Here is a 21,478-nt window from a genome sequence, read left to right on the forward strand (position 1 = left end):
TTAACGCAAGGGCAGCTTACCATGAACCCGTCTACGCCAGACGTATCCACCTTCCAGGGCCTGATTCTGGCTCTGCAGCAATACTGGGCTGACCAGGGCTGTGTTGTCCTCCAGCCTCTGGACATGGAGGTAGGAGCGGGCACTTTCCATCCTGCCACCTTCCTGCGCTCTCTGGGACCAGAAACCTGGAACTCAGCCTATGTTCAGCCTTCCCGCCGGCCAACCGACGGTCGCTATGGTGAAAACCCCAACCGTCTACAGCACTACTATCAATTCCAGGTAGTGATGAAGCCTTCACCAGCAGACATTCAGGAACGCTATCTGGGTTCTTTGAAAGCCCTGGGCATTGATCCTCTGGTACATGACATCCGCTTTGTTGAAGATAACTGGGAATCCCCCACCCTGGGTGCCTGGGGTCTGGGCTGGGAAGTCTGGCTGAACGGTATGGAAGTCACCCAATTCACCTATTTCCAGCAGGCTGGTGGTATCGAATGCTATCCGGTCACGGGTGAAATCACCTATGGCCTGGAGCGTATTGCCATGTACCTGCAGGGTGTGGATAGCGTTTATGATCTCGTCTGGACACTTGATCCTCAGGGTGAACCCGTGACCTATGGCGATGTCTGGCTTCAGAATGAAAAAGAACAGAGCGCCTATAACTTTGAACAGGCGGATGTGGATGCCCTTTTTGGCTGGTTCGACCACTGTGAAAAGGAATGCCAGAAGCTTCTTCAAGCCGATCTGGCTCTACCGGCTTACGAGCAGGTACTCAAGGCCTCGCATACTTTCAATCTTCTAGATGCCCGCCACGCCATTTCGGTCACCGAACGCCAACGCTATATTCTTCGGGTAAGAACCCTGGCCCGTGAAGTGGCCCTGGCTTACTTTAATTCCCGCAAAGCCCTGGGTTTCCCCCTGGCCCCTGAAAAACTGCGCCAGGAAGTACTGGCCTCAGAAGAGGAGAAAGCCTGATGTCAGCAGCTGATCTACTTTTTGAACTGGGTTGTGAAGAGCTTCCCCCTACTCTGCTGAAAACGCTTTCAGAGTCTCTGGAAAAGTCGGTTCGCCATGGGCTTGAAGAAGCCGGTCTGCCCTTTGCCGAAATTCATGCCTATGCAACCCCAAGGCGTCTGGCCCTGCTGGTCTCCCAACTGGAAGAGCAACAACCTGACCAGGCCATTGAACGCAAGGGCCCAGCGGTTAAAGCAGCCTATAAGGATGGCCAGCCCACCAAGGCACTGGAAGGCTTTGCCCGCTCTTGTGGAGTAACCCCTGATCAACTGGAAACCCTGGAAACCGATAAGGGCAGCTGGCTGATGTATCGCTCTACCCAGCCTGGTCAGCCTACGCGTGAACTCCTGCCGGACATTTTCAGTCAAGCCATAGCAGCTCTGCCTGTTCCCAAACGTATGCGTTGGGGATCCGAGCGTACCGAATTCTCGCGCCCGGTCCATTGGCTGCTGCTGATGCAGGGACGAGAGGTGGTACCGGCACAGCTACTGGGACTCAGCAGTGATTGCAAAACACGCGGTCATCGTTTCCATGCGCCGGAAGAAATCACGCTGGAGCAGCCTGCTGATTACCTGCCTGCCCTCAAAGAAGCGCGAGTGGTCGCTGATTTCAATGAGCGTCGCGAAATGATCCGCCAGCAGGTACTGGCCGAAGCAGAAAAACACCAGGGAACTGCGGTTATCGATGAAGACCTTCTGGATGAAGTGACCGGATTGGTGGAATGGCCGGTTGCCTTGACGGGTAGCTTCGATGAGGGCTTCCTGGAAGTTCCCGATGCTTGCCTGATCTCCTCCATGAAAGAACATCAAAAGTACTTTCACCTGGTGGATGATAAAGGCGCTCTCTTGCCGCTGTTTACTACCATCAGCAATATTGCCAGCCGTGATCCTCAAGCCATCATTAAGGGAAATGAACGGGTTATCCGCCCGCGTTTGGCCGATGCTGCTTTCTTCTTTGAAACCGATAAGAAGACACCTCTTTCTGCTCGCAGCCAGGGTCTGGAAGAGGTCGTTTTTCAGAAGCAACTGGGCAGCCTGGGAGACAAGACTCGCCGTATTGCAGCCCTGGCTGAACAGATTGCCCAAAAAATCGGTGCACCGGCCGATAAGGTGGCTCGTGCAGCCCTGCTGTGCAAATGTGACCTGAATACGGAAATGGTTCTGGAATTCCCGGAACTACAAGGCCTCATGGGTGAAGCCTATGCCTTAAACGATGGTGAAGATCCTGAAGTCAGCCAGGCAATCCGTGAGCACTATCTCCCTCGTAATGCGGGTGATGCTCTTCCCCAGACCCTGACTGGTGCCTGCCTGGCTTTGGCTGATCGTCTGGATACCCTCACTGGTATCTTTGGTATCGGCCAAAAACCCACGGGTGTGAAGGATCCCTTTGCGCTGCGCCGTGCGACCCTGGGTGTATTGAACCTGCTGGTCAACAAACAACTGGATCTTGATCTGAAAGAACTGATTCAATTAGCTCTTGCCCAGCATAACCAGCTTCCCCAAGCCGATAAGGTAGAAACCGAGCTTCTGGATTACATGCTGGATCGCTTCCGCGCCTGGTATCAGGCCCAGGACATTCCCACTGGTGTCTTCCTGGCTGTACGTAGTCGTGGGGTCACCCATCCGCATGATTTTGATCGTCGCGTCCAGGCCGTGGCTGAGTTCAACCAGCTTCCCGAATCCCAGGCGCTGGCTGCCGCTAACAAGCGAGTCAGTAACCTTCTGGGTAAACTCGACCAACCCGTGGCAACCGAGATCAACAAAGCTTTGCTAACAGAAGCTGCTGAAATCCAGTTAGCCGAAGATCTGGCTGCCAAGGATATCGAAGTGGCACCCTTCTATGCCCAGGGTGATTATCAGGCTGCCTTGAATAAGCTGGCAGAGCTGCGTGAACCCGTAGATCGCTTCTTCGATGATGTTATGGTCATGGCTGAAGACGAAGCAGTTAAAAATAACCGCTTGGCACTTCTCGCCTCCCTGCAGTCCCTGTTCCTGCATACTGCCGACATCGCCCAACTGCAACATTGATACCGGGGGGAGCAAAGCTCCCCTTTCTTTTCTGAACGACTAGCCTTTAACGCATGTACAAACTTCTTATTCTTGATCGTGATGGTGTTATCAATGAAGACTCGGATGTCTTCGTTAAAAATGCCGAGGAATTCATCCCCATTCCCGGTTCTATCGAAGCCCTTGCTCGTCTTTACAAGGCTGGCTGGATACTGGCTGTAGCTACCAACCAGTCCGGTTTAGCACGTGGAAAATTCACCCAAGAAGATCTCGACGCCATGCACAGCAAGCTGCTTCAGCTCCTTCACGAGGCTGGTGGTGACCTGCATCACATTGCCTGGTGCCCTCATGGACCTGATGATGGTTGTGAATGCCGCAAGCCCAAGCCCGGACTACTGGAGCAAATCAGCCTGGTCCTCAACCTGGATCTTGATGATGCCATCATGGTGGGAGATGCAATCCGCGACCTGGAAGCGGGTAAGGCAGCCGGGTGCAAGCGTTGCGTTCTAGTCAGAACCGGCAAGGGTGAAAAGACCCTGGCCGCCGGGGAAACAGTAGAGGGAATGGAAGTAGTAACCAACCTGGCAGAGCTGGCCGATCAGTTGCTGGCTGAGGATTGAAATCCAGGAATTAATGCTGCTGAAGCAGAACTAAAAAGGGCCCCGAGGGGCCCTTTTTTTATACATCCAGGTTAGCGACCGCCAGGGCGTTGCTTTCAATGAAGTTCCTGCGAGGTTCGACCTCATCCCCCATCAGGGTATTGAACATCATGTCAGCAGCCACGGCATCTTCAATAGATACCTTCAGCATCCGGCGGGTATCCGGGTTCATGGTGGTTTCCCAAAGCTGCTCTGGGTTCATTTCACCCAAGCCCTTATAGCGCTGAACATTAATGCCCCGCTTGGCTTCATTCATTAACCAATTCAGAGCGTCTACAAAGCGGCTGACAGGCCGTTTCTTTTCACCGCGAGCAACGTAAGCCCCTTCTTCCAAAAGACCTTCCAGCTGCTCGCCCAGGCTTCTCATGGCACGATAATCAGCAGATTTAAAGAAATCGATTCCAAAGACATACTCGGTCGGCACACCATGGGCCACAACTTCAGCAGCAGGCAGATAGAGGCCTCGTTCTTCATTAACCTCTATTCGCAATTTAACCTGAGTGGTGTCACTGGCTGCTTTGATCACCAAGCCTTCAAGCTTGTGGATCCATGCCTGAACTTTGGCTTCACTCTCCAAATCTTCAACACTTAGACTGGGTGCATCGATCATCTGCTCCAGCACAAACTCGGGATAGACCTGAGACAAGCGGTCAATCCTGTCCAGGGTTGCACGATAGTCAGCGACCAGCTTGTGCAGCCCTTCTCCACTCAGGGGGGGAGCTTCTGGGTTTACATAAAGTGCGGCACCTTCCAGAGCTGTTTGCGTCAGGTGCTCCTCCAGAGCAGCCTCATCTTTCAGATACTGTTCCTGTTTACCGCGCTTGATTTTGTAGAGTGGTGGCTGAGCAATAAATACATGGCCGCGCTCGATCAGCTCCATCATTTGCCGGAAGAAGAAGGTCAGCAGCAGAGTACGTATATGCGAGCCATCCACGTCGGCGTCAGTCATGATGATAATGGAATGATAACGCAGCTTATCAGGATTGAATTCTTCACGACCGATGCCACAGCCCAGTGCCGTGATCAGGGTGCCTACCTCAGCAGATGAAAGCATCTTGTCAAAGCGAGCTTTTTCGACATTGAGAATCTTACCTTTCAACGGCAGGATAGCCTGAGTTTTACGATCGCGGCCCTGTTTGGCCGAACCGCCGGCAGAGTCACCCTCCACCAGGTAGAGTTCTGATAATGCCGGGTCTTTTTCCTGGCAGTCAGCCAGTTTTCCAGGCAAACCAGCGATATCCAGCGCCCCTTTACGACGAGTCATGTCCCTGGCTTTACGTGCTGCTTCACGGGCTCTGGCAGCATCAATCATTTTGTTCACGATGGCTTTGGCTTCCTGGGGAAACTCCAACAGGTAGTCGCCAAAATAGCGTGACATTTCCTGCTCTACCGCGGTTTTTACTTCCGAAGAAACCAGCTTATCCTTCGTCTGGGATGAGAATTTGCGATCAGGAACCTTTACCGAAATAATGGCCGTCAAGCCTTCGCGTGCATCATCGCCCGTCGTTGAAACCTTGGCCTTACGAGCCAGGCCTTCCTGCTCGATATACTGGTTGAGCATGCGTGTCAGAGCTGCACGAAAACCAGCCAAGTGAGTGCCCCCATCGCGCTGGGGAATATTATTGGTGTAGCAGAAGATGTTTTCGGAGAAGCCGTCATTCCATTGCATTGCCACTTCCACACCGGTGCCATCTTCACGTTCTGTGGAGAAATAGAAGGTTTTACCCAGAGTGCTTTTATTAGTATTCAGGTGATCAACAAAAGCTTTCAGGCCACCTTCATAGTGGAAGACTTCTTCACGAGCGCTACGTTCGTCCTGAAGAACAATACGCACACCTGAGTTCAGGAAGGATAGCTCCCGCAGACGCTTGGCCAGAATATCAAAATTGAATTCGATATTACTGAAGGTTTCAGCCGAAGGTTTAAAGCGAACTAGGGTACCGCTTTGTTCTGTCTGGCCAACGATACCGAGTGGTTTTTCAGGAACACCGTGGTGGTAAACCTGCTCATGTACCTGGCCTTTGCGCCAGATCGTCAGTGTCAATTCTTCAGAAAGCGCATTAACCACCGACACACCAACGCCGTGAAGCCCACCGGAAACCTTGTAGGTATTGTCGTCAAATTTACCCCCGGCGTGGAGCACCGTCATGATGACCTCAGCAGCAGACACTCCCTCTTCTTCATGGATATCTACTGGAATACCCCGGCCATCATCAGTAACGCTGACAGATTCATCCGGGTGAATGATCACACGAATTTCGCTGCAGTAACCAGCCAGAGCTTCATCAATCGAGTTATCGACCAACTCGAACACCATGTGATGCAAGCCGGTTCCGTCATCCGTATCGCCAATATACATGCCCGGGCGTTTGCGCACAGCATCCAAGCCTTTCAGCACTTTGATACTGGATGAATTATAGGAATTACTTTCGCTCATTACCTACTCCCCGTTGAAGCCTGGCGCCTGGGTTTTCAGCGCTCAGGTTTTCGGACTAATTTGTCCTTGTTCCACGTGAAACCAAAGATTCTTTTCCGGATATTGCCAATCGATATCCAGGGCCTCTGCATCCACACTCGTTATAAAGACCTGACTCCCCTGAGATTCAAGAACCCGGCAAAAGACTTCCCGGTGATTTCGATCCAGTTCTGCAGGCAGGTCATCAATCAAATAGATACACTGCTTTTTACCGGCCCGGGCTAGAAGTTCACCTTGAGCCAACTTCAAAGCGGAGACGACTAATTTTTGCTGGCCTCGGGATAAAACTTCAATAGCAGAACGCCCGGCAATACTTACTCTTAAATCTGCTCGCTGAGGACCAGATTGAGTAAATCCCTGCTCTCTATCCTTACCCCGACTGACCAACAGATTCTCAGCCAGGTCGGTGTTCTTGTCCCAACCACGCTGGAAGTGAAGACGTATAGCATCCAGGTTGGAAAGCCGCTCCAGCAAGTGGTTAAACAAGGGTGTCAGGGTCTGCAAATAATCCTCACGATAACGGCTCACCGCTTCGCCTGTCTGGGCTATTTCCTTCTCCCAGAGGTCCAACTGCAAGGGGTCTATTCTAGCATGCCTAAGCAGGCTGTTGCGCTGTTTCAGTGCTCTTTGGAAGCGTTGCCAGGCATGAATAAAGCCTGGTTCCACGTGAAACGCTCCCCAATCCAGAAATTGCCTTCTTTCCTTGGGTCCCCCTTCGAGAAGACGAAAAGCATCCGGATTAATTAGCTGCACTGGGAGCTGAGAAGCCAACTCAGCCAGGCTGCCCGGGCGTTGTCCTCGTAATAAAACTTCGGTTTCATCCAGACTTGTACGACGCTGAATACCCAGAGGGTAATCACGACCTTCACTACCAACCAATTCAGCAAAAACTGTAAATTGCGTGGCAGCGTGAGCTATAAGGTTTTTGAGTTTTTTACTACGAAAGGAGCGCACCAGACTAAGTAGGTAGATAGCCTCCAACAAGGAGGTCTTGCCACTACCATTAGCACCACAGAGAAGGTTAAGTCCTGGAGCCGGCTGCAGATCTATTGCTTCCAGATTACGGAAATTCTGCAGCCTTAACCGCCTGATACTCATGCGGGAGACAATGCGCCTCTAAAGGCGCATCGGCATGACAACATAAAGGGCTTCGCCGCCACCAGCAGCTTGGATGAGCACACTGGAAGCTGGGTCGGAAAGGGATAATTGAACCTGCTCTACTTCCTCGCCGATATTATCCATTACATCGATCAGATAGCCCACATTGAAACCGATTTCCAGGTTATCCCCCTGATAATCAACTTCCATGGATTCTTCGGCTTGTTCTTGCTCGGGGTTGTTGGCGGTAACACTAAGAATTCCCGAGGAAAGGTTAACCCTGACTCCCTGGAACTTCTCATTGGCCAGGATAGAAATGCGGGATAGCATCTGGCGAAGTTCAAGACGATCAGCCAACACCAGTTTGTCACCCTGGCGAGGTATCACTCTTTCATAATCCGGATAGCGCCCTTCGATCTGCTTGGAGACAAACGTCGAATGCCCAGTGTTGACCTGAAAATGTTGCTCACCAAAAATCAGGCTGACCGGCTCTTCGACATTGTCCAGTAGCTTGGCCAGCTCGTGCACTGCCTTGGCAGGAACGATCATGTTGATAGCTTCTTCGCTGCCGGCTTCTACAGACGAATTGGCCAAGGACAAGCGATGACCATCAGTCGCGACAGAACGCAGACGCCCCTGCTGCAATTCGAAAAACATGCCATTCAGATAATAGCGGACATCCTGCTTGGCCATGGCAAACTCATTGCGATGAATCAGGTTGAGTAGTTGCCGCTGAGGGATGCTGACTTCCTGAACCACCTGACTCAATTGAATGCCTGGGAATTCGGACGAAGGCAAGGTCGTCAGAACAAAACGACTGCGCCCTGATTTCACCACGGCGCGCTGCTCCTGCAACTCAAAATCAATGATAGAGCCTTCTGCCAAAGACTTGCAGATATCCGAAAGCTTTTTGGCGGGAACTGTAATACTGCCGGGTTCAACAACAGCTTCCAGCCCCACGTGCCAAATGAGTTCAACTTCCAGGTCTGAACCGGTCAGGGTCAACCCCTGTTCACTGGCCTCCAACTTGACATGCGAGAGGATCGGCAGGGTATGTCGACGAGCGACCACGCCAGCCAGGATCGACAGAGGACGGAGCAGAGTTTCTCGGGCTACGGTAAACTTCATGGGGTTAGCCTTTTTAACTGGTCAATAAACGGAGGAGATTTTTCCAGTCTTCACGAATATCCGGACTTTCTTCCTGAAGAGCGACAATTTTACGACAGGCATGGAGAACCGTGGTGTGATCACGACCGCCAAAAGCATCGCCAATCTCCGGCAAGGAATGATTGGTCAACTCCTTAGCTAAAGCCATGGCCATTTGTCTGGGACGGGCAATAGAACGGTTACGGCGTTTGGAATGCAGGTCAGCCACCTTGATCTTGTAATATTCAGCTACAGTGCGTTGAATATTATCCACACCCACCTGCTTATCCTGAACGGCAAAAAGATCCTTCAGAGACTCGCGAACCAGTTCCACACTAATCGGCTGGCCCTTAAAACGTGAGTCAGCAATGACCCGATTCAAAGCACCTTCCAGATCACGCACATGGGAACGAATTTTTTGGGCGATAAAAAAGGCCACTTCCTGGGGCAGATCCACCTGCACCATCTCGGCCTTCTTCATCAGGATGGCGACGCGCAATTCCAATTCCGGAGGCTCGATAGCAACCGTTAACCCCCAGCCAAAGCGGCTTTTCAGCCTTTCTTCAACGCCAATCTCTTTAGGGTAACGATCTGAAGTCAGGATGATCTGCTGCCCCCCTTCGAGAAGGGAATTAAAGGTATGGAAAAATTCTTCCTGAGAGCGATCCTTGCCAACGAAGAATTGAATATCATCGATCAGCAAGGCATCCAGATTGCGGTAATAGCGCTTGAATTCATTGATAGCGTTTAACTGCAAGGCCTTCACCATATCCTGCACAAAACGCTCGGAATTGAGGTAAACCACCTTGGCATTAGGGTTATGCTTGAGAATTTGATGACCCACTGCATGCATCAAGTGGGTTTTACCCAGACCGACTCCACCATAAATAAAGAGGGGGTTATAGGCACCACCTGGATTCTCGGCAACCTGGAAGGAAGCAGCCTTGGCCAGCTGGTTGGATTTACCTTCGACCAGGGTCTCAAAGGTATGCATTGGATTCAGGGTAGAAGGATGCTTGATAGCACCTTCTACCTCGACCTTTGATCTGGCTGCCTTTTTAGTACTAGGTGCCGCTTCCCCGCCGCCCACTTTATCTTGAGAAGGCGCTGCGACCTCCTGAGGAACCTCTTCACCTATTTCATCAGAAAGATCATAGAGGGTGGATTGATAATCCACGGGGGGAGCAACCTTTTTCTCGGCGACAGGATTAGAAGCTGGCTGAACCGGTGCCGCGCGGTTAGTAAGCTGTACGGGCTTGCGGCTGCCAACATTCAAAACCACCTGAGCTAACTGACCCTCGGAGGTTTCTTCAACCAGTTTCTGAATACGATCCAGATATTTATCCGAGACCCATTGGAGTACAAAACGGTTGGGGGCATAGAGGTGCAGCTTACGCCCCTGAATTTCAGCCTGTAAGGGTTTGATCCAGGTAGCAAAAGGCTGCGCAGGAATTTCCTCTTGCAAAATATCTCGACACTGCTGCCATAACTCTTCTACAGACACTGATGAACTCCTAGGTTGAATAGCATCCATTCTACCTGCTCACCTACTACTTATCCACAGCAGAGCAGGCAAATACAGGCAAAACCCCGACGCGTTAAAAATCACAGCAGGTGTGGACAAATCGATGATATCGATAAGGACAAAGTACGTATGGAGCAGTGGATGCTTGCAGCTGTGGATAAGGTACCCACTTGTACACAGCCTATCAGAAGCTTGATCCAAGCTTAACTACCAGCAAGCAACCAGGTTATCAAGGTTGTATAGTCATGATTTTAAATGATTTTTTAAGCTTATCCACTGATTTTACCCCGCCTAATCATAGTAACTATAAAAGAACTTCTTTATTAATTCTCTTGTTGTTATTCTTGCCTTGGATAAAGCTTGAAAGCCCATAAACAATTGCGCTCGGGCAAAGAATTCTCTAAAATCCCCGCTCTTGTATGAGTAAAGATTCTCTGGGGGATCAAGACCCGCGGGGATCCTTCAATTCATCTTCACCCTGTGGAAAGCAAAAACCATGAAACGTACATTTCAACCCAGTGTTCTCAAGCGCAAGCGTAACCACGGTTTCCGTGCTCGCATGGCCACTAAAAACGGTCGTGCTGTACTGGCTCGTCGTCGTGCAAAAGGTCGCAAGCGTCTCAGCGCCTAAGCGCTAGGCCAATAATGACCTCCTACGGTTTTCCCCGGGAATTGAGACTCCTCAATGCTGGGGATTTCCGTCATGTGTTTGATAACTCCATCTGTAAGACCTACTGCCCAGGCTTTCTGATTCTGGCAGCGCCAGGTCGACAGGCAGAAACCCGTTTGGGGTTTGTCATTGGAAAAAAACACGTGAAGCTTGCGGTCAGGCGAAACCGATTCAAACGTATCTTCAGAGAATCCTTTCGTCTGACCCAGCAGCAGCTCCCTCCTGTGGATATCATTATCCTGGCAATCCGGGGAGCAGGCCAAACCAGTCCCGAAGACGTCAGTCAAAACCTGGATAAAGCCTGGCAACAACTCAATCGGCGTTTAAGCAAAACGTCAATCAACCTTCCCAACAAAACGAAGCGGCAGTGACCCCATGGACGTAAAACGCATTGTGCTCTTTTCTTCCCTGGCGATAGTCGCCTATCTGCTGATTATTCAGTGGAATCAAGACTATTCCCAAACCGAAGAAGTCGTTCAGGCACCGACATCACAACAAGAAACCAGGTCAGTATCTTCTTCTGATGCCGACACGGATTCCACTCTGGAACTGGCCGATCCTTCAGCACCTGATCTAGAACCTTCAGAGCCCCAGACGGCACCAGCCAGTGATCAACTGGTCAGCGTGACCACCGATACTCTGGATATTCGCATCAACCCCAAGGGGGGCGATCTGTTTTATGCTGCCTTGCTGGAGCATAAAACTCAGGTAGATTCGGATAACCCCTTTGTTCTCCTGCAGAACAACGATCGCCGTTTGTATATTGTACAAAGCGATATTACCGGCCTGGGCAATGACAAGCGCCTGCAATTGCAACCAGAGAGTTACAGCTACCAGCTGAATGAAGATGAAGACCAGCTGGAAGTCAGAATGACTGGCGAAGTTCAGGGCCTGAGTGTCAGCAAATACTTTGTGTTCCAGCGTGGCAGTTATCAGGTTGAGGTTCGCTATGAAGTTGAAAACCCCACTGATTCCAGCTTCCAGCCCAGCTTTATCGGCTTGATTAAGCGTGACAACTCGGATGATCCCAGCCAAGGACAATCCGTGGGCATGAATGCTTTTCTGGGCGGTGCCTTCTCCACAGATGAAACCCGCTATCAGAAAGTCAGCTTTGATGATATCCAGGGCAGTGGCTTTCAGGAATATTCTGAAGGCGGTTGGGCCGCGATGCTGCAGCATTATTTCATCAGTGCCTGGATTCCACCTCAGGACGAAACCAGCTTCTTCAGTACACGCACTGATAGCCGAGGCAATAACCTGGTCGGTTTCAAAACTGAAGAACAGCAGTTGAACGCCAATTCCAGCATCAACCTTTCCGCAACCCTTTATGTTGGTCCTAAAGACCAGAGCGCGATGGAAAAGGCCGCTGAGCACTTGGATCTGACTGTGGACTACGGTTGGCTATGGTTTATTGCTCAACCCCTGTTCTGGCTGCTGGACTGGTTCCACGGTTTTGTGGGTAACTGGGGTGTTGCCATTATTCTGGTCACCGTGGTGATCAAGGCACTCTTCTACAAGCTTTCTGCCACCGCCTATCGCTCCATGGCCAATATGCGCCGGGTGGCACCCAAGATGCAGCGCATCAAGGAAGAGTGTGGCGACGATCGTCAGAAACTTTCCCAGCAGATGATGGAGCTCTACAAGAAAGAGAAGATCAATCCGCTGGGTGGGTGTCTGCCCATTCTGGTTCAGATGCCGGTTTTCATTGCCCTCTACTGGATGTTGATGGAATCGGTCGAGCTGCGCCATGCCCCCTTTATGCTGTGGATTAATGACCTGTCCATGAAGGATCCCTACTTTGTGCTGCCTATTCTGATGGGCATCAGCATGTTCCTTCAGCAGCGTCTGAACCCCACACCGCCAGACCCCATGCAGGCGAAGATCATGAAGATGCTACCTGTTGTCTTCACCTTCTTCTTCCTCTGGTTCCCTGCCGGTCTGGTCGTTTACTGGCTGGTTAACAACATCCTGTCTATCCTTCAGCAGTGGTACATCACTCGCAAGATTGAAAAGGAAGACGAGGCCAAGGCTGCCAGTAAAAGCTGATTAGTATCCCCATGTGGATAAGTTGTTTTGCCTGACCCCCTCCTCGTGAGGGGGTTTTGCTATCTAAGAGGAAAATTTATGCACACCCAGGAAACCATAGCTGCGTTGGCCACCCCTCCAGGTCGCGGTGGTGTGGGTATCGTTCGTGTTTCAGGCCCACTTTGCCAAGAATTAGCACTGAAGCTTTTACATAGAGAGCTGCGGCCTCGTTACGCTCATTATGGTCCCTTCTACAGTAACCAGGGTGAGCTTTTGGATGAAGGTCTGGCCATTTACTTCCCAGGCCCCCACTCCTTTACCGGTGAGGATGTCCTGGAGTTTCAGGGTCATGGTGGTCCCATCCTGCTCGATCGTCTCCTGGAAAACCTACTCGCCGCCGGTGTTCGCCTGGCTGAACCCGGTGAGTTCACACAGCGGGCTTTCTTGAACGACAAGCTGGATCTGGCGCAGGCAGAAGCCATTGCCGATCTGATTGAAGCCACCTCACAACAGGCAGCGGATAATGCTCTCAAATCCCTTCAGGGAGCTTTCTCCCAGCGTATCCATGAACTGGTCGAGCAGTTAATTCACCTACGTATGTATGTGGAGGCAGCCATAGATTTTCCCGAAGAGGAAATCGATTTCATCAGTGATGGTCATGTACAGGCACAACTAACTGGTCTTGTGGATAAATTGGAAAGCATACAGCAGGAAGCCAAACAAGGCTGTTTGCTTAGAGAAGGAATGAATGTGGTGCTGGCGGGGCGTCCCAATGCCGGTAAATCCAGCCTTCTTAATCTCTTGGCCGGTCAGGAGCGAGCGCTGGTTACCGATATTGCCGGAACCACACGTGATGTCTTGAAAGAACAGATTCATGTGGATGGCATGCCTTTGCATATTATCGATACGGCAGGTCTTCGTGAAACCGAGGATCAGGTCGAAAAGCTGGGCGTAGCCCGAGCCTGGGATGAAATTGAAAAAGCTGATCGTATCCTGTTGCTTGTGGATTCCCAGGAAGAAAGCCGTTTGGATCCCCAGGAAATCTGGCCAGAATTTGTCAGTCGCCTGCCTTATCCTCAACGCCTGACTCTGGTTCGTAACAAGATAGACCTGAGTGGTGAAGAAGCAAGCAGTGATTTATCCACATCCCCACCAATTATTCGTATTTCAGCCAAAGAGCAAGTGGGTGTGGATTGTTTGAGGCAGCACCTCAAAGATGTCATGGGCTACCAGGCTACGACTGAAGGAGGCTTCTCTGCACGAAGACGTCATCTTGATGCCCTACGACGGGCTTTTACCCTGCTGATACAGGGGAAGCAGCAATTGGAGGAACTGGGAGCTGGAGAACTCCTGGCTGAGGATCTACGTCAGGCACAAGAGATTCTGGGAGAAATAACCGGAGAGTTCAGTGCCGATGATCTTCTTGGCAAGATTTTTGGTGAATTTTGCATCGGTAAATAAACCACCAGCTGTGTATAAGAAGGCAAGTTTAACGGGCATTAACTGCGTAGAGAAACGTGGATAACTGGCATCTGTGGGTAACTAGCTAACTTGTACACAGCTTTAAACAGCTTTCTACCACTGATCTTAACCCTCTGTACGCAGAGTTATTCAACGCTGAAAAGGGCATAAAATCTGGCCTGATGAACTTTATCCACAGAAAATGTCCACATTAATAATAATAGCAGTAAAAAATTTTATATAACTCTTTTTGTTATTACTGTTGATGGGGAAAAGGCTGTTGTTCAGGCACGAAAAGGTTATAATTGCTCGTTTTCCCCGCTATTGGCTCATTTGAGGTGCACCTGTGGACTATCCAACCCGCTTTGATGTTCTAGTAATTGGCGGCGGCCACGCAGGAACGGAAGCCGCTTTGGCTGCTGCACGCATGGGCTGCCAAACCCTGTTGTTAACCCACAATATTGAAACCCTGGGACAAATGTCCTGTAATCCGGCCATCGGTGGTATCGGTAAAAGCCATTTGGTGCGCGAAGTGGATGCCCTGGGCGGGGCCATGGCTTTGGCAACCGATTTGGCTGGTATACAGTTTCGGGTATTGAATTCCCGCAAGGGGCCTGCCGTTCGTGCTACTCGGGCGCAGGCCGATCGAGTGCTTTACAAGGCAGCGATCCGTGAGCTTTTGGAAAACCAGCCCAACTTGCAAATTTTCCAGCAGGCTGCTGATGATCTCTTGGTTGAAGGGGATCAGGTCGTAGGCGCTGTGACTCAATCGGGAATCCGTTTTCATGCCAAGAGCGTGGTGCTGACCACGGGAACCTTCCTGGGCGGTCAGATCCATATCGGTATGCAGAGTTATTCCGGTGGGCGCGCGGGTGATCCCCCAGCCCAGGCTCTGGCTAGTCGTTTGCGTGAACTGGATTTACCGGTTGGTCGCCTGAAAACCGGAACGCCTCCGCGCATCGATGCACGCAGTGTGGATTTTTCGGTGATGGAAGCCCAGCCGGGCGACACCCCTTTACCAGTGATGTCATTTCTGGGGCGTCAGGACCAGCATCCTGAGCAGGTGAATTGCTATATCACTTCGACCAATGCCAGAACCCATGAAATTATTCGCGATAATCTGGATCGTTCACCCATGTATTCCGGGGTGATCGAAGGTATCGGTCCGCGCTATTGTCCATCTATTGAAGACAAGATCCACCGCTTTTCGGGAAAAGACAGTCATCAGGTTTTTGTTGAACCCGAGGGATTGAATACCCACGAACTTTATCCCAACGGTATTTCTACCTCCCTGCCTTTTGATGTGCAGCTGCAGGTGGTGCGTTCCATTCGTGGTATGGAAAATGCCCACATCACGCGTCCTGGCTATGCCATCGAGTATGACTATTTCAATCCTCAGGCGCTGCAGCCAAGCCTGGAGACCAAGGCGATACATAACCTATTTTTTTCCGGACAAATCAATGGAACCACCGGTTATGAGGAAGCAGCTGCCCAGGGTTTATTGGCAGGCACCAATGCCGCCCTGCGTTGCCAGGACAAAGAAACCTGGTGCCCTCGTCGAGATGAAGCCTATCTGGGCGTCTTGGTTGATGACCTTATTACTCTGGGTACTTCAGAACCCTATCGGATGTTTACTTCGCGGGCAGAATACCGTCTGTTGCTGCGTGAAGACAACGCCGACCTGCGTTTGACTGAAAAAGGTCGCGAGTTGGGTTTGATCGATGATCATCGTTGGCAAGTCTTTACGACCAAGCGTGAAGCCATTGCGCTGGAAAAGGAAAGGCTTAAGGATACCTGGATTCAGCCAGGCAGCCCGGCCAGTGCAAAACTGGCTGGCAAATTGCCGCAACCGTTAAACAAAGAAGCAGCTTTGCTGGATTTATTGAAACGGCCGGAATTAAATTATCACGACCTGGCTTCTCTGGCCCCGGGCGATCTACCCACAGACCCCCAGGTTCAGGAGCAGGTACAAATCCAGGTGAAATATGCAGGCTATATTGATCGCCAGGCAGCCGAGATCGACAAGCTGCGCAAGCAGGAGGCATATCCCCTGCCAGTGGATCTGGATTACAGCGTGATTGATGGTCTGTCCAATGAAATGAAAAACAAACTCTCCACGATTCGTCCGGCCACCGTGGGTCAAGCGGGTCGGATTCCGGGAGTTACTCCGGCGGCAATTTCCATGCTTTTAATCCATTTGAAAAAACGCGAAATGGCAGCAAAACAGGCATGAAGGATTCACAGGCACTGCAAAACCTGCTGAGTCAGGGACTGCAACAACTGGGCATCGAAACCAGCAGTTTACAAGAGCAGCAACTGATGGATTATTTGTTGCTTCTGGAAAAGTGGAATCAGGCATACAATCTGACAGCTGTCAGGGATCCACGCGAAATGATTTCCCGGCATCTGCTGGACAGTCTGGCTGTGCTGCCTTATGTTGAGTCCGGTGAAATAACCGATATAGGCTCCGGAGCTGGTTTGCCGGGTATACCCCTGGCGATCCTGCGGCCTGACCTGCAGGTAAATTCACTGGATTCCAATGGTAAGAAAACCCGCTTTCAGTTTCAGGTGAAAGCCGCTCTGGCGCTGGATAATTTCCAGGTCAGCCAGGCACGTGTGGAAAATTATCAAGCAGCTACAAGAAGCCAACAGTTGGTTAGCCGAGCATTTGCTAGTCTCAAGGACTTTCTGACCTGGACCCAACCTCTGGCTGCAGAAGATGCCCGCTGGCTGGCTATGAAAGGCCAGTATCCTTATCAGGAAGTGGAAGAATTACCCGAAGGATTTTTTGTTGATCTTAGTCATGAACTGAAAGTACCGGGTCAGGAGGGGCAGCGGCATCTGTTAATAATCAGAAAGCAAACAGAAAAAGGATAACGCTGTGACCAAAATTTTTGCTGTGACCAACCAGAAAGGCGGGGTGGGCAAGACAACAACCTGCGTCAACCTCGCTGCTTCTCTGGTAGCAACCAAACGCAAGGTACTTTTAGTGGATATGGACCCCCAGGGTCACGCAACCCTGGGTAGTGGAATCGATAAGAAAGACCTACAGCTTTCCGTTTACGATGTTCTTATGGGTGATGCCGATATCGCTTCCGCACGCATCACGACTGAACCGGCTGACTATGATTTGTTGCCTGCCAATGTTGACCTGGCCGGGGCTGAAGTTAACCTGATTGAACAACCCCGCCGGGAAAGACGCTTGGCCGAAGCCCTGGAAGGTATCAAGCAGGATTATGATTTTATTTTGATTGACTGCCCGCCTTCCCTGAATCTCTTGACCATTAATGCCCTCACCGCAGCTCGCGGTGTACTGGTTCCGGTACAATGCGAATACTACGCGCTGGAAGGCCTGACTTCTTTGCTGGATACCCTGAAAAGGGTCGCCGGTTCGGTCAATCCGGGACTGGAAGTGACGGGCATTCTCAGAACCATGTATGATCCCCGCAATAGCTTGACTCGTGATGTATCCAAGCAGCTGACCGACTATTTTGATGACCAGGTTTTCGGTACCGTGATTCCGCGTAATGTGCGTCTGGCAGAAGCTCCCAGCTATGGGATGCCAGTTCTCAGCTATGATGCCAAATCCAAAGGAAGTCTGGCCTACCTGGCGTTGGCGGGCGAAATACTGCGCCGTTCAGGACGCGCCAACTGATATAAAGATGATTGAATTGCCATGACACCAGCAAAAAAACGCGGCCTGGGCCGGGGTCTGGATGCGCTTCTGGGTGCAGCCAACCCGGAGCCAGCCCAACTCAATACGGAAGAGCCTCCTACTACCTCGGTTTCTCATCAGCCTCAAGCTGAGGGTGAGCTGCGCAAACTGCCCATAGAAAAACTCAGGCCAGGGCGCTATCAGCCGCGCCGGGATATGCATCCGGAAGCACTTGAAGAACTGGCTGCCTCCATTCGTCAGCAAGGCATTATGCAGCCGGTGGTGGTGCGCCCCCAGGGCTCAGAATTTGAAATTATTGCCGGTGAAAGACGCTGGCGAGCAGCTCAGTTGGCAGAGCTGGAATTTATTCCCGCGTTGGTTCGGGATGTCGAAGACCGGGATGTGGTAGCCCTGGCCTTGATTGAAAACCTGCAGCGTGAAGACCTGAATCCGCTGGAGGAAGCCCTGGCTCTGCAGCGCCTGCAAAAAGAATTTGAATTGACCCAGCAACAGGTAGCTGAAGCCGTGGGCAAATCACGCAGCTCCATTACCAATTTGCTGCGCCTTTTGAATCTGCATCGTGATGTGCGCCGCCTGCTTGAACATGGCGATCTGGAAATGGGGCACGCGCGTGCGCTCTTAAGTCTGGATGAAAACAAACAACTGGAAGCTGCACGTCAGGTAGTGGCCAAGGGGATGTCGGTTCGCCAGACCGAAGCCCTGGTTCGTAAGCTACTGGAAAAACCGCAAGGTCAGGAAGACAAACCACCCAAGGACCCGGATATCAAGCGCCTGGAAGAGCGTTTACAAACCAGCCTGGGAGCAGCGGTTAAAATTCAGCATTCTTCCAAGGGTAAGGGGAAACTGGAAATTCGCTACTCCAGTCTCGCGGAATTGGATGGAATTCTTCGCCATATTAAATAATCCCTAGTACCTTGGTCTTAAAGAGTGCGCCACAAGGCCGCGCACTATTGAAGCGCAGGGGGTTAGTCTCTATAATCCGGTGGTTTTTTAAAGAAGCTGTTTGTTGACAATGCAGCTTTGGGAAGCAGATAGGGCAACTGAAATGGCGTCAATACCCCTACCCCCCTATCGCAGATTGCTGCTGGCTCAGGTGTTTTTAACACTCGGCCTGACTTTGCTGGCCAGTCTGGTTTTCCCACAGGCTCTAGAGGCGGTTTTTCTAGGCGGTTTGATTGCAGTCGTTCCTCAAGGAACGTTTTTTGCACTAGCCTACCGCCACCGGGGAGCCCGACAAATGCAGCGCAATGTGCAAAAGCTCTTTGCTGCTGAAGCGGTTAAGTTTGGTTTGACAGTTGTACTCTTTGCCCTGGCCTTTGGCCTAGTGCAACCCTCAAACCCAATTTTCCTTTTAATCACTTATATTGCGGTAGTTTCAATGCACTGGCTGGCACCCCGGCTGCTGCAACAGGGAATGAAACCGCACTAACCTTCGAGGCTGATTATGGCAGGTTCAACTGTAGAGTATATCCAGCATCACTTGCAGAATATGACCTATGGCAAGCATCCCGAGCTGGGATGGAAGATGGCTGAAACCGCTCAAGAAGCTTCCGAAATGGGCTTTATGGCGATCCACGTGGATACCCTGGGCTGGTCGGTTGCTATGGGTCTTCTCTTCTTGTTTTTGTTTCGCAAGGCAGCTAAACGCGCTTCCTCTGGTGTGCCCGGTGGCTTGCAAAACCTTGTAGAAATGAGCTTTGATTTTGTAGACAAGCTGGTCAAGGAAACCTTCCACGGACGTAATCCGCTGATTGCTCCGTTGGCGCTGACCATTTTTGTCTGGATTTTCCTGATGAACAGCCTGAAGTGGCTACCCGTAGACTGGATTCCCGGTGTGGCTCACGCTCTGGGTGCTGACTATTTCAAGATCGTACCGACGACCGACCCTAATGCCACCTTTGGTATGTCGATTGGCGTCTTTATTCTGGTAATCTTCTACAGCATTAAAATTAAAGGTGTGGGTGGTTTTGCCAAAGAGCTTTCCTTTACCCCCTTCAATCACTGGCTGTTTATCCCGATTAACCTGATTCTGGAGTTGATCGCCCTCTTCACCAAGCCGGTCAGTCTGGCGCTGCGTCTTTTCGGTAACATGTATGCCGGTGAAGTCGTATTCATCCTGATTGCCCTGATGTTTGGTGCTGGCCTGTTTATGGGCGTTCTAGGTCTGGGTCTGCAGTGGGTATGGGCTGTTTTCCATATCCTGGTCATTCCTCTCCAGGCATTCATCTTTATGGTGCTGACCGTTGTATATCTGAGTTCAGCACACGAAGATCACTAAGCAGTAATTTCTCCCTGTTAGCCTCAAGGCTGGCAGGGAGTATTAGTAAGTTTTAACCTCAACTCACCTTCAACTAACCTTAGTAACTTAGGAGTAAGTCATGGAACTTGTTTATGTTGCCGCTGCACTGATGATCGGCCTGGGCGCCGTAGGTACTGGTATTGGCTTTGGTATTCTGGGCGGTAAGCTGCTCGAATCCTCTGCCCGCCAGCCTGAACTGGGTGCACAACTGCAAACCAAGACCTTCTTGATGGCCGGTCTGCTGGACGCCGTGCCCATGATCGGTGTTGGTATCGCTCTGTACCTGATCTTTGTTGTCGCAGGTTAAGGCTGAGTAGGGGGGTTGGCCTGATGCTCAAGTTAACCCCACTTTGCTTTTTAAACCTAACGCAATGGCAAAAGGTATAGCGCTATGAATATGAATTTGACTCTGCTGGGTCAGTCAGTTGCCTTTGCTATCTTTGTCTGGTTCTGCATGAAGTACGTATGGCCTCCGATCGCTGAGGCAATGCGTGAACGTCAGAAAAAGATAGCTGAAGGTCTGGATTCAGCCAGCCGTGCTCAGCGTGATTTGGAGCTGGCTCAAGAAAAAGCAGCCCAGACTCTGCGCGAAGCCAAAGATCAGTCTGCCCAGATTCTGGAACAGGCTAACAAGCGCGCAACTCTGACGATCGAAGAAGCCAAAGAACAGGCACGTGCCGAAGGCCAGCGTCTGGTCGAGGCAGCCAAGGCAGAAATCGATCAGGAGATTAACCGTGCCAAGGACGAGCTGCGTGATCAGATGTCTGATCTGATTATTGAGGGTGCTGAAAAGATCCTCGAAAGCTCTGTTGACGAAAAGGCACACAGCGAGCTGGTCGACAAACTCGCCAAACAACTTTAAGCGAGGTGTCTGATGGCTGATTTGAACACACTCGCCAGGCCTTATGCGAAGGCCGCCTTTGAGTATGCCCTGAGTGAAGGCAAGCTGGCCGATTGGTCAGCCATGCTGGGACTGGTTGCTGAAGCTGCTTCCAACGAGGAAGTGAAATCAGCGTTGATTAGTCCTTCTCTGGGCAATCAAGATAAAGCAGAAATCCTGCTCGACATTTGTAAAGCAAAAGTCGATGACAAGGGACGCAACTTTATTTTGCTGTTGAGTGAAAAAGGCCGTTTACCCCTAATTCCGGTAATTGCCGATATTTACGAAGCTTTTAAAGCTGAGCAGGAAAAATCAATTGAAGCAGAAGTGACTTCTGCCTTTGATCTGAATGCTGAACAGCAGAAACAGTTGGCAGAATCACTGCGCAAGCGTCTCGACCGTGAGGTAACCCTCAAGGTAGTTATCGACAAGCGTCTCATTGGCGGTGTTGTTATACGCACCGGTGACCTGGTGATCGATGGCTCGATTCGCGGAAAACTCGCGAAACTGGCCGAGTCATTGAAATCCTGATTTTGAGGGACAAGG

Annotated in this window: 20 protein-coding genes; 16 read left to right on the forward strand and 4 right to left on the reverse strand. The window is 51.0% G+C overall.

From position 1 onward, the window contains the following. Positions 1–21 precede the first annotated feature (21 nt). Genes glyQ through gmhB form a run of 3 tightly spaced genes read left to right on the forward strand, consistent with a single transcriptional unit; the run spans position 22 to position 3,637 of the window. The gene (gene glyQ / locus DFK18_RS03255) at positions 22–972 is read left to right on the forward strand and encodes a glycine--tRNA ligase subunit alpha (RefSeq protein ID WP_114416782.1); all 951 of its coding nucleotides are present in this window, start codon (positions 22–24) and stop codon (positions 970–972) included. Beyond that, entirely contained in the window at positions 972–3,038 is a 2,067-nt protein-coding gene (gene glyS / locus DFK18_RS03260) for a glycine--tRNA ligase subunit beta (protein ID WP_114416783.1), read from the forward strand. Before glyQ ends, glyS begins: the two co-directional genes overlap by 1 nt. A 53-nt stretch (positions 3,039–3,091) precedes the next feature. Beyond that, positions 3,092–3,637, forward strand: coding sequence for a D-glycero-beta-D-manno-heptose 1,7-bisphosphate 7-phosphatase (gene gmhB / locus DFK18_RS03265; protein WP_114416784.1), 546 nt, complete (start codon positions 3,092–3,094; stop codon positions 3,635–3,637). 58 nt (positions 3,638–3,695) lie between these two features. Here the strand turns inward: gmhB and gyrB are convergent, their stop codons facing one another. From gyrB to dnaA, 4 genes are read right to left on the reverse strand one after another with little or no spacing between them, the layout of a single operon-like run. Next, positions 3,696–6,113 carry a DNA topoisomerase (ATP-hydrolyzing) subunit B gene (gene gyrB / locus DFK18_RS03270; RefSeq protein ID WP_114416785.1) on the reverse strand — a complete coding sequence of 806 codons (2,418 nt, stop codon included), beginning with the start codon at positions 6,111–6,113 and terminating at the stop codon, positions 3,696–3,698. A 42-nt stretch (positions 6,114–6,155) separates the two neighbouring features. Next, complete coding sequence (gene recF, locus DFK18_RS03275) at positions 6,156–7,250, reverse strand: DNA replication/repair protein RecF (RefSeq protein ID WP_114416786.1); 1,095 nt, start codon at positions 7,248–7,250, stop codon at positions 6,156–6,158. 18 nt (positions 7,251–7,268) lie between these two features. Then, positions 7,269–8,378: a DNA polymerase III subunit beta gene (gene dnaN, locus DFK18_RS03280; RefSeq protein WP_114416787.1), complete on the reverse strand. Its 1,110-nt coding sequence runs from the start codon at positions 8,376–8,378 to the stop codon at positions 7,269–7,271. A 13-nt stretch (positions 8,379–8,391) separates the two neighbouring features. Then, complete coding sequence (gene dnaA, locus DFK18_RS03285) at positions 8,392–9,900, reverse strand: chromosomal replication initiator protein DnaA (protein ID WP_114416788.1); 1,509 nt, start codon at positions 9,898–9,900, stop codon at positions 8,392–8,394. A 517-nt stretch (positions 9,901–10,417) separates the two neighbouring features. On the opposite strand from dnaA, the gene rpmH reads away from it, so the two are divergent. The 13 genes from rpmH (at position 10,418) to DFK18_RS03350 (ending at position 21,463) form a co-directional block, all read left to right on the forward strand. Continuing rightward, positions 10,418–10,552, forward strand: coding sequence for a 50S ribosomal protein L34 (gene rpmH, locus DFK18_RS03290; protein ID WP_092388829.1), 135 nt, complete (start codon positions 10,418–10,420; stop codon positions 10,550–10,552). 14 nt (positions 10,553–10,566) lie between these two features. Continuing rightward, entirely contained in the window at positions 10,567–10,962 is a 396-nt protein-coding gene (gene rnpA / locus DFK18_RS03295) for a ribonuclease P protein component (protein WP_114416789.1), read from the forward strand. Positions 10,963–10,966: 4 nt separating this feature from the next. After that, the gene (yidC, locus tag DFK18_RS03300; protein WP_114416790.1) at positions 10,967–12,637 is read left to right on the forward strand and encodes a membrane protein insertase YidC; all 1,671 of its coding nucleotides are present in this window, start codon (positions 10,967–10,969) and stop codon (positions 12,635–12,637) included. A 78-nt stretch (positions 12,638–12,715) separates the two neighbouring features. Further along, a complete protein-coding gene (gene mnmE / locus DFK18_RS03305; protein WP_114416791.1) occupies positions 12,716–14,077 on the forward strand; it encodes a tRNA uridine-5-carboxymethylaminomethyl(34) synthesis GTPase MnmE in 1,362 nt (453 codons plus the stop codon). A 346-nt stretch (positions 14,078–14,423) separates the two neighbouring features. Continuing rightward, the gene (gene mnmG / locus DFK18_RS03310) at positions 14,424–16,310 is read left to right on the forward strand and encodes a tRNA uridine-5-carboxymethylaminomethyl(34) synthesis enzyme MnmG (protein ID WP_114416792.1); all 1,887 of its coding nucleotides are present in this window, start codon (positions 14,424–14,426) and stop codon (positions 16,308–16,310) included. Next, a complete protein-coding gene (gene rsmG, locus DFK18_RS03315; RefSeq protein ID WP_114416793.1) occupies positions 16,307–16,954 on the forward strand; it encodes a 16S rRNA (guanine(527)-N(7))-methyltransferase RsmG in 648 nt (215 codons plus the stop codon). Before mnmG ends, rsmG begins: the two co-directional genes overlap by 4 nt. A 4-nt stretch (positions 16,955–16,958) precedes the next feature. Beyond that, positions 16,959–17,732: a ParA family protein gene (locus DFK18_RS03320; protein WP_114416794.1), complete on the forward strand. Its 774-nt coding sequence runs from the start codon at positions 16,959–16,961 to the stop codon at positions 17,730–17,732. Positions 17,733–17,753: 21 nt separating this feature from the next. Further along, positions 17,754–18,656, forward strand: coding sequence for a ParB/RepB/Spo0J family partition protein (locus DFK18_RS03325; RefSeq protein WP_114416795.1), 903 nt, complete (start codon positions 17,754–17,756; stop codon positions 18,654–18,656). 109 nt (positions 18,657–18,765) lie between these two features. Further along, complete coding sequence (locus DFK18_RS03330; RefSeq protein ID WP_114416796.1) at positions 18,766–19,182, forward strand: ATP synthase subunit I; 417 nt, start codon at positions 18,766–18,768, stop codon at positions 19,180–19,182. 12 nt (positions 19,183–19,194) lie between these two features. Next, positions 19,195–20,031, forward strand: a complete 837-nt coding sequence (gene atpB, locus DFK18_RS03335; protein WP_425451586.1) for a F0F1 ATP synthase subunit A — start codon at positions 19,195–19,197, stop codon at positions 20,029–20,031. A gap of 100 nt (positions 20,032–20,131) precedes the next feature. Next, positions 20,132–20,359, forward strand: a complete 228-nt coding sequence (gene atpE, locus DFK18_RS03340; RefSeq protein ID WP_114416798.1) for a F0F1 ATP synthase subunit C — start codon at positions 20,132–20,134, stop codon at positions 20,357–20,359. Between the two features lie 84 nt (positions 20,360–20,443). Continuing rightward, the gene (locus DFK18_RS03345) at positions 20,444–20,914 is read left to right on the forward strand and encodes a F0F1 ATP synthase subunit B (RefSeq protein ID WP_114416799.1); all 471 of its coding nucleotides are present in this window, start codon (positions 20,444–20,446) and stop codon (positions 20,912–20,914) included. Positions 20,915–20,926: 12 nt separating this feature from the next. After that, a complete protein-coding gene (locus tag DFK18_RS03350) occupies positions 20,927–21,463 on the forward strand; it encodes a F0F1 ATP synthase subunit delta (protein WP_114416800.1) in 537 nt (178 codons plus the stop codon). Positions 21,464–21,478 lie beyond the last annotated feature (15 nt).

The sequence above is a fragment of the Marinospirillum perlucidum genome, assembly GCF_003336805.1.
Lineage (GTDB): Bacteria > Pseudomonadota > Gammaproteobacteria > Pseudomonadales > Halomonadaceae > Marinospirillum > Marinospirillum perlucidum.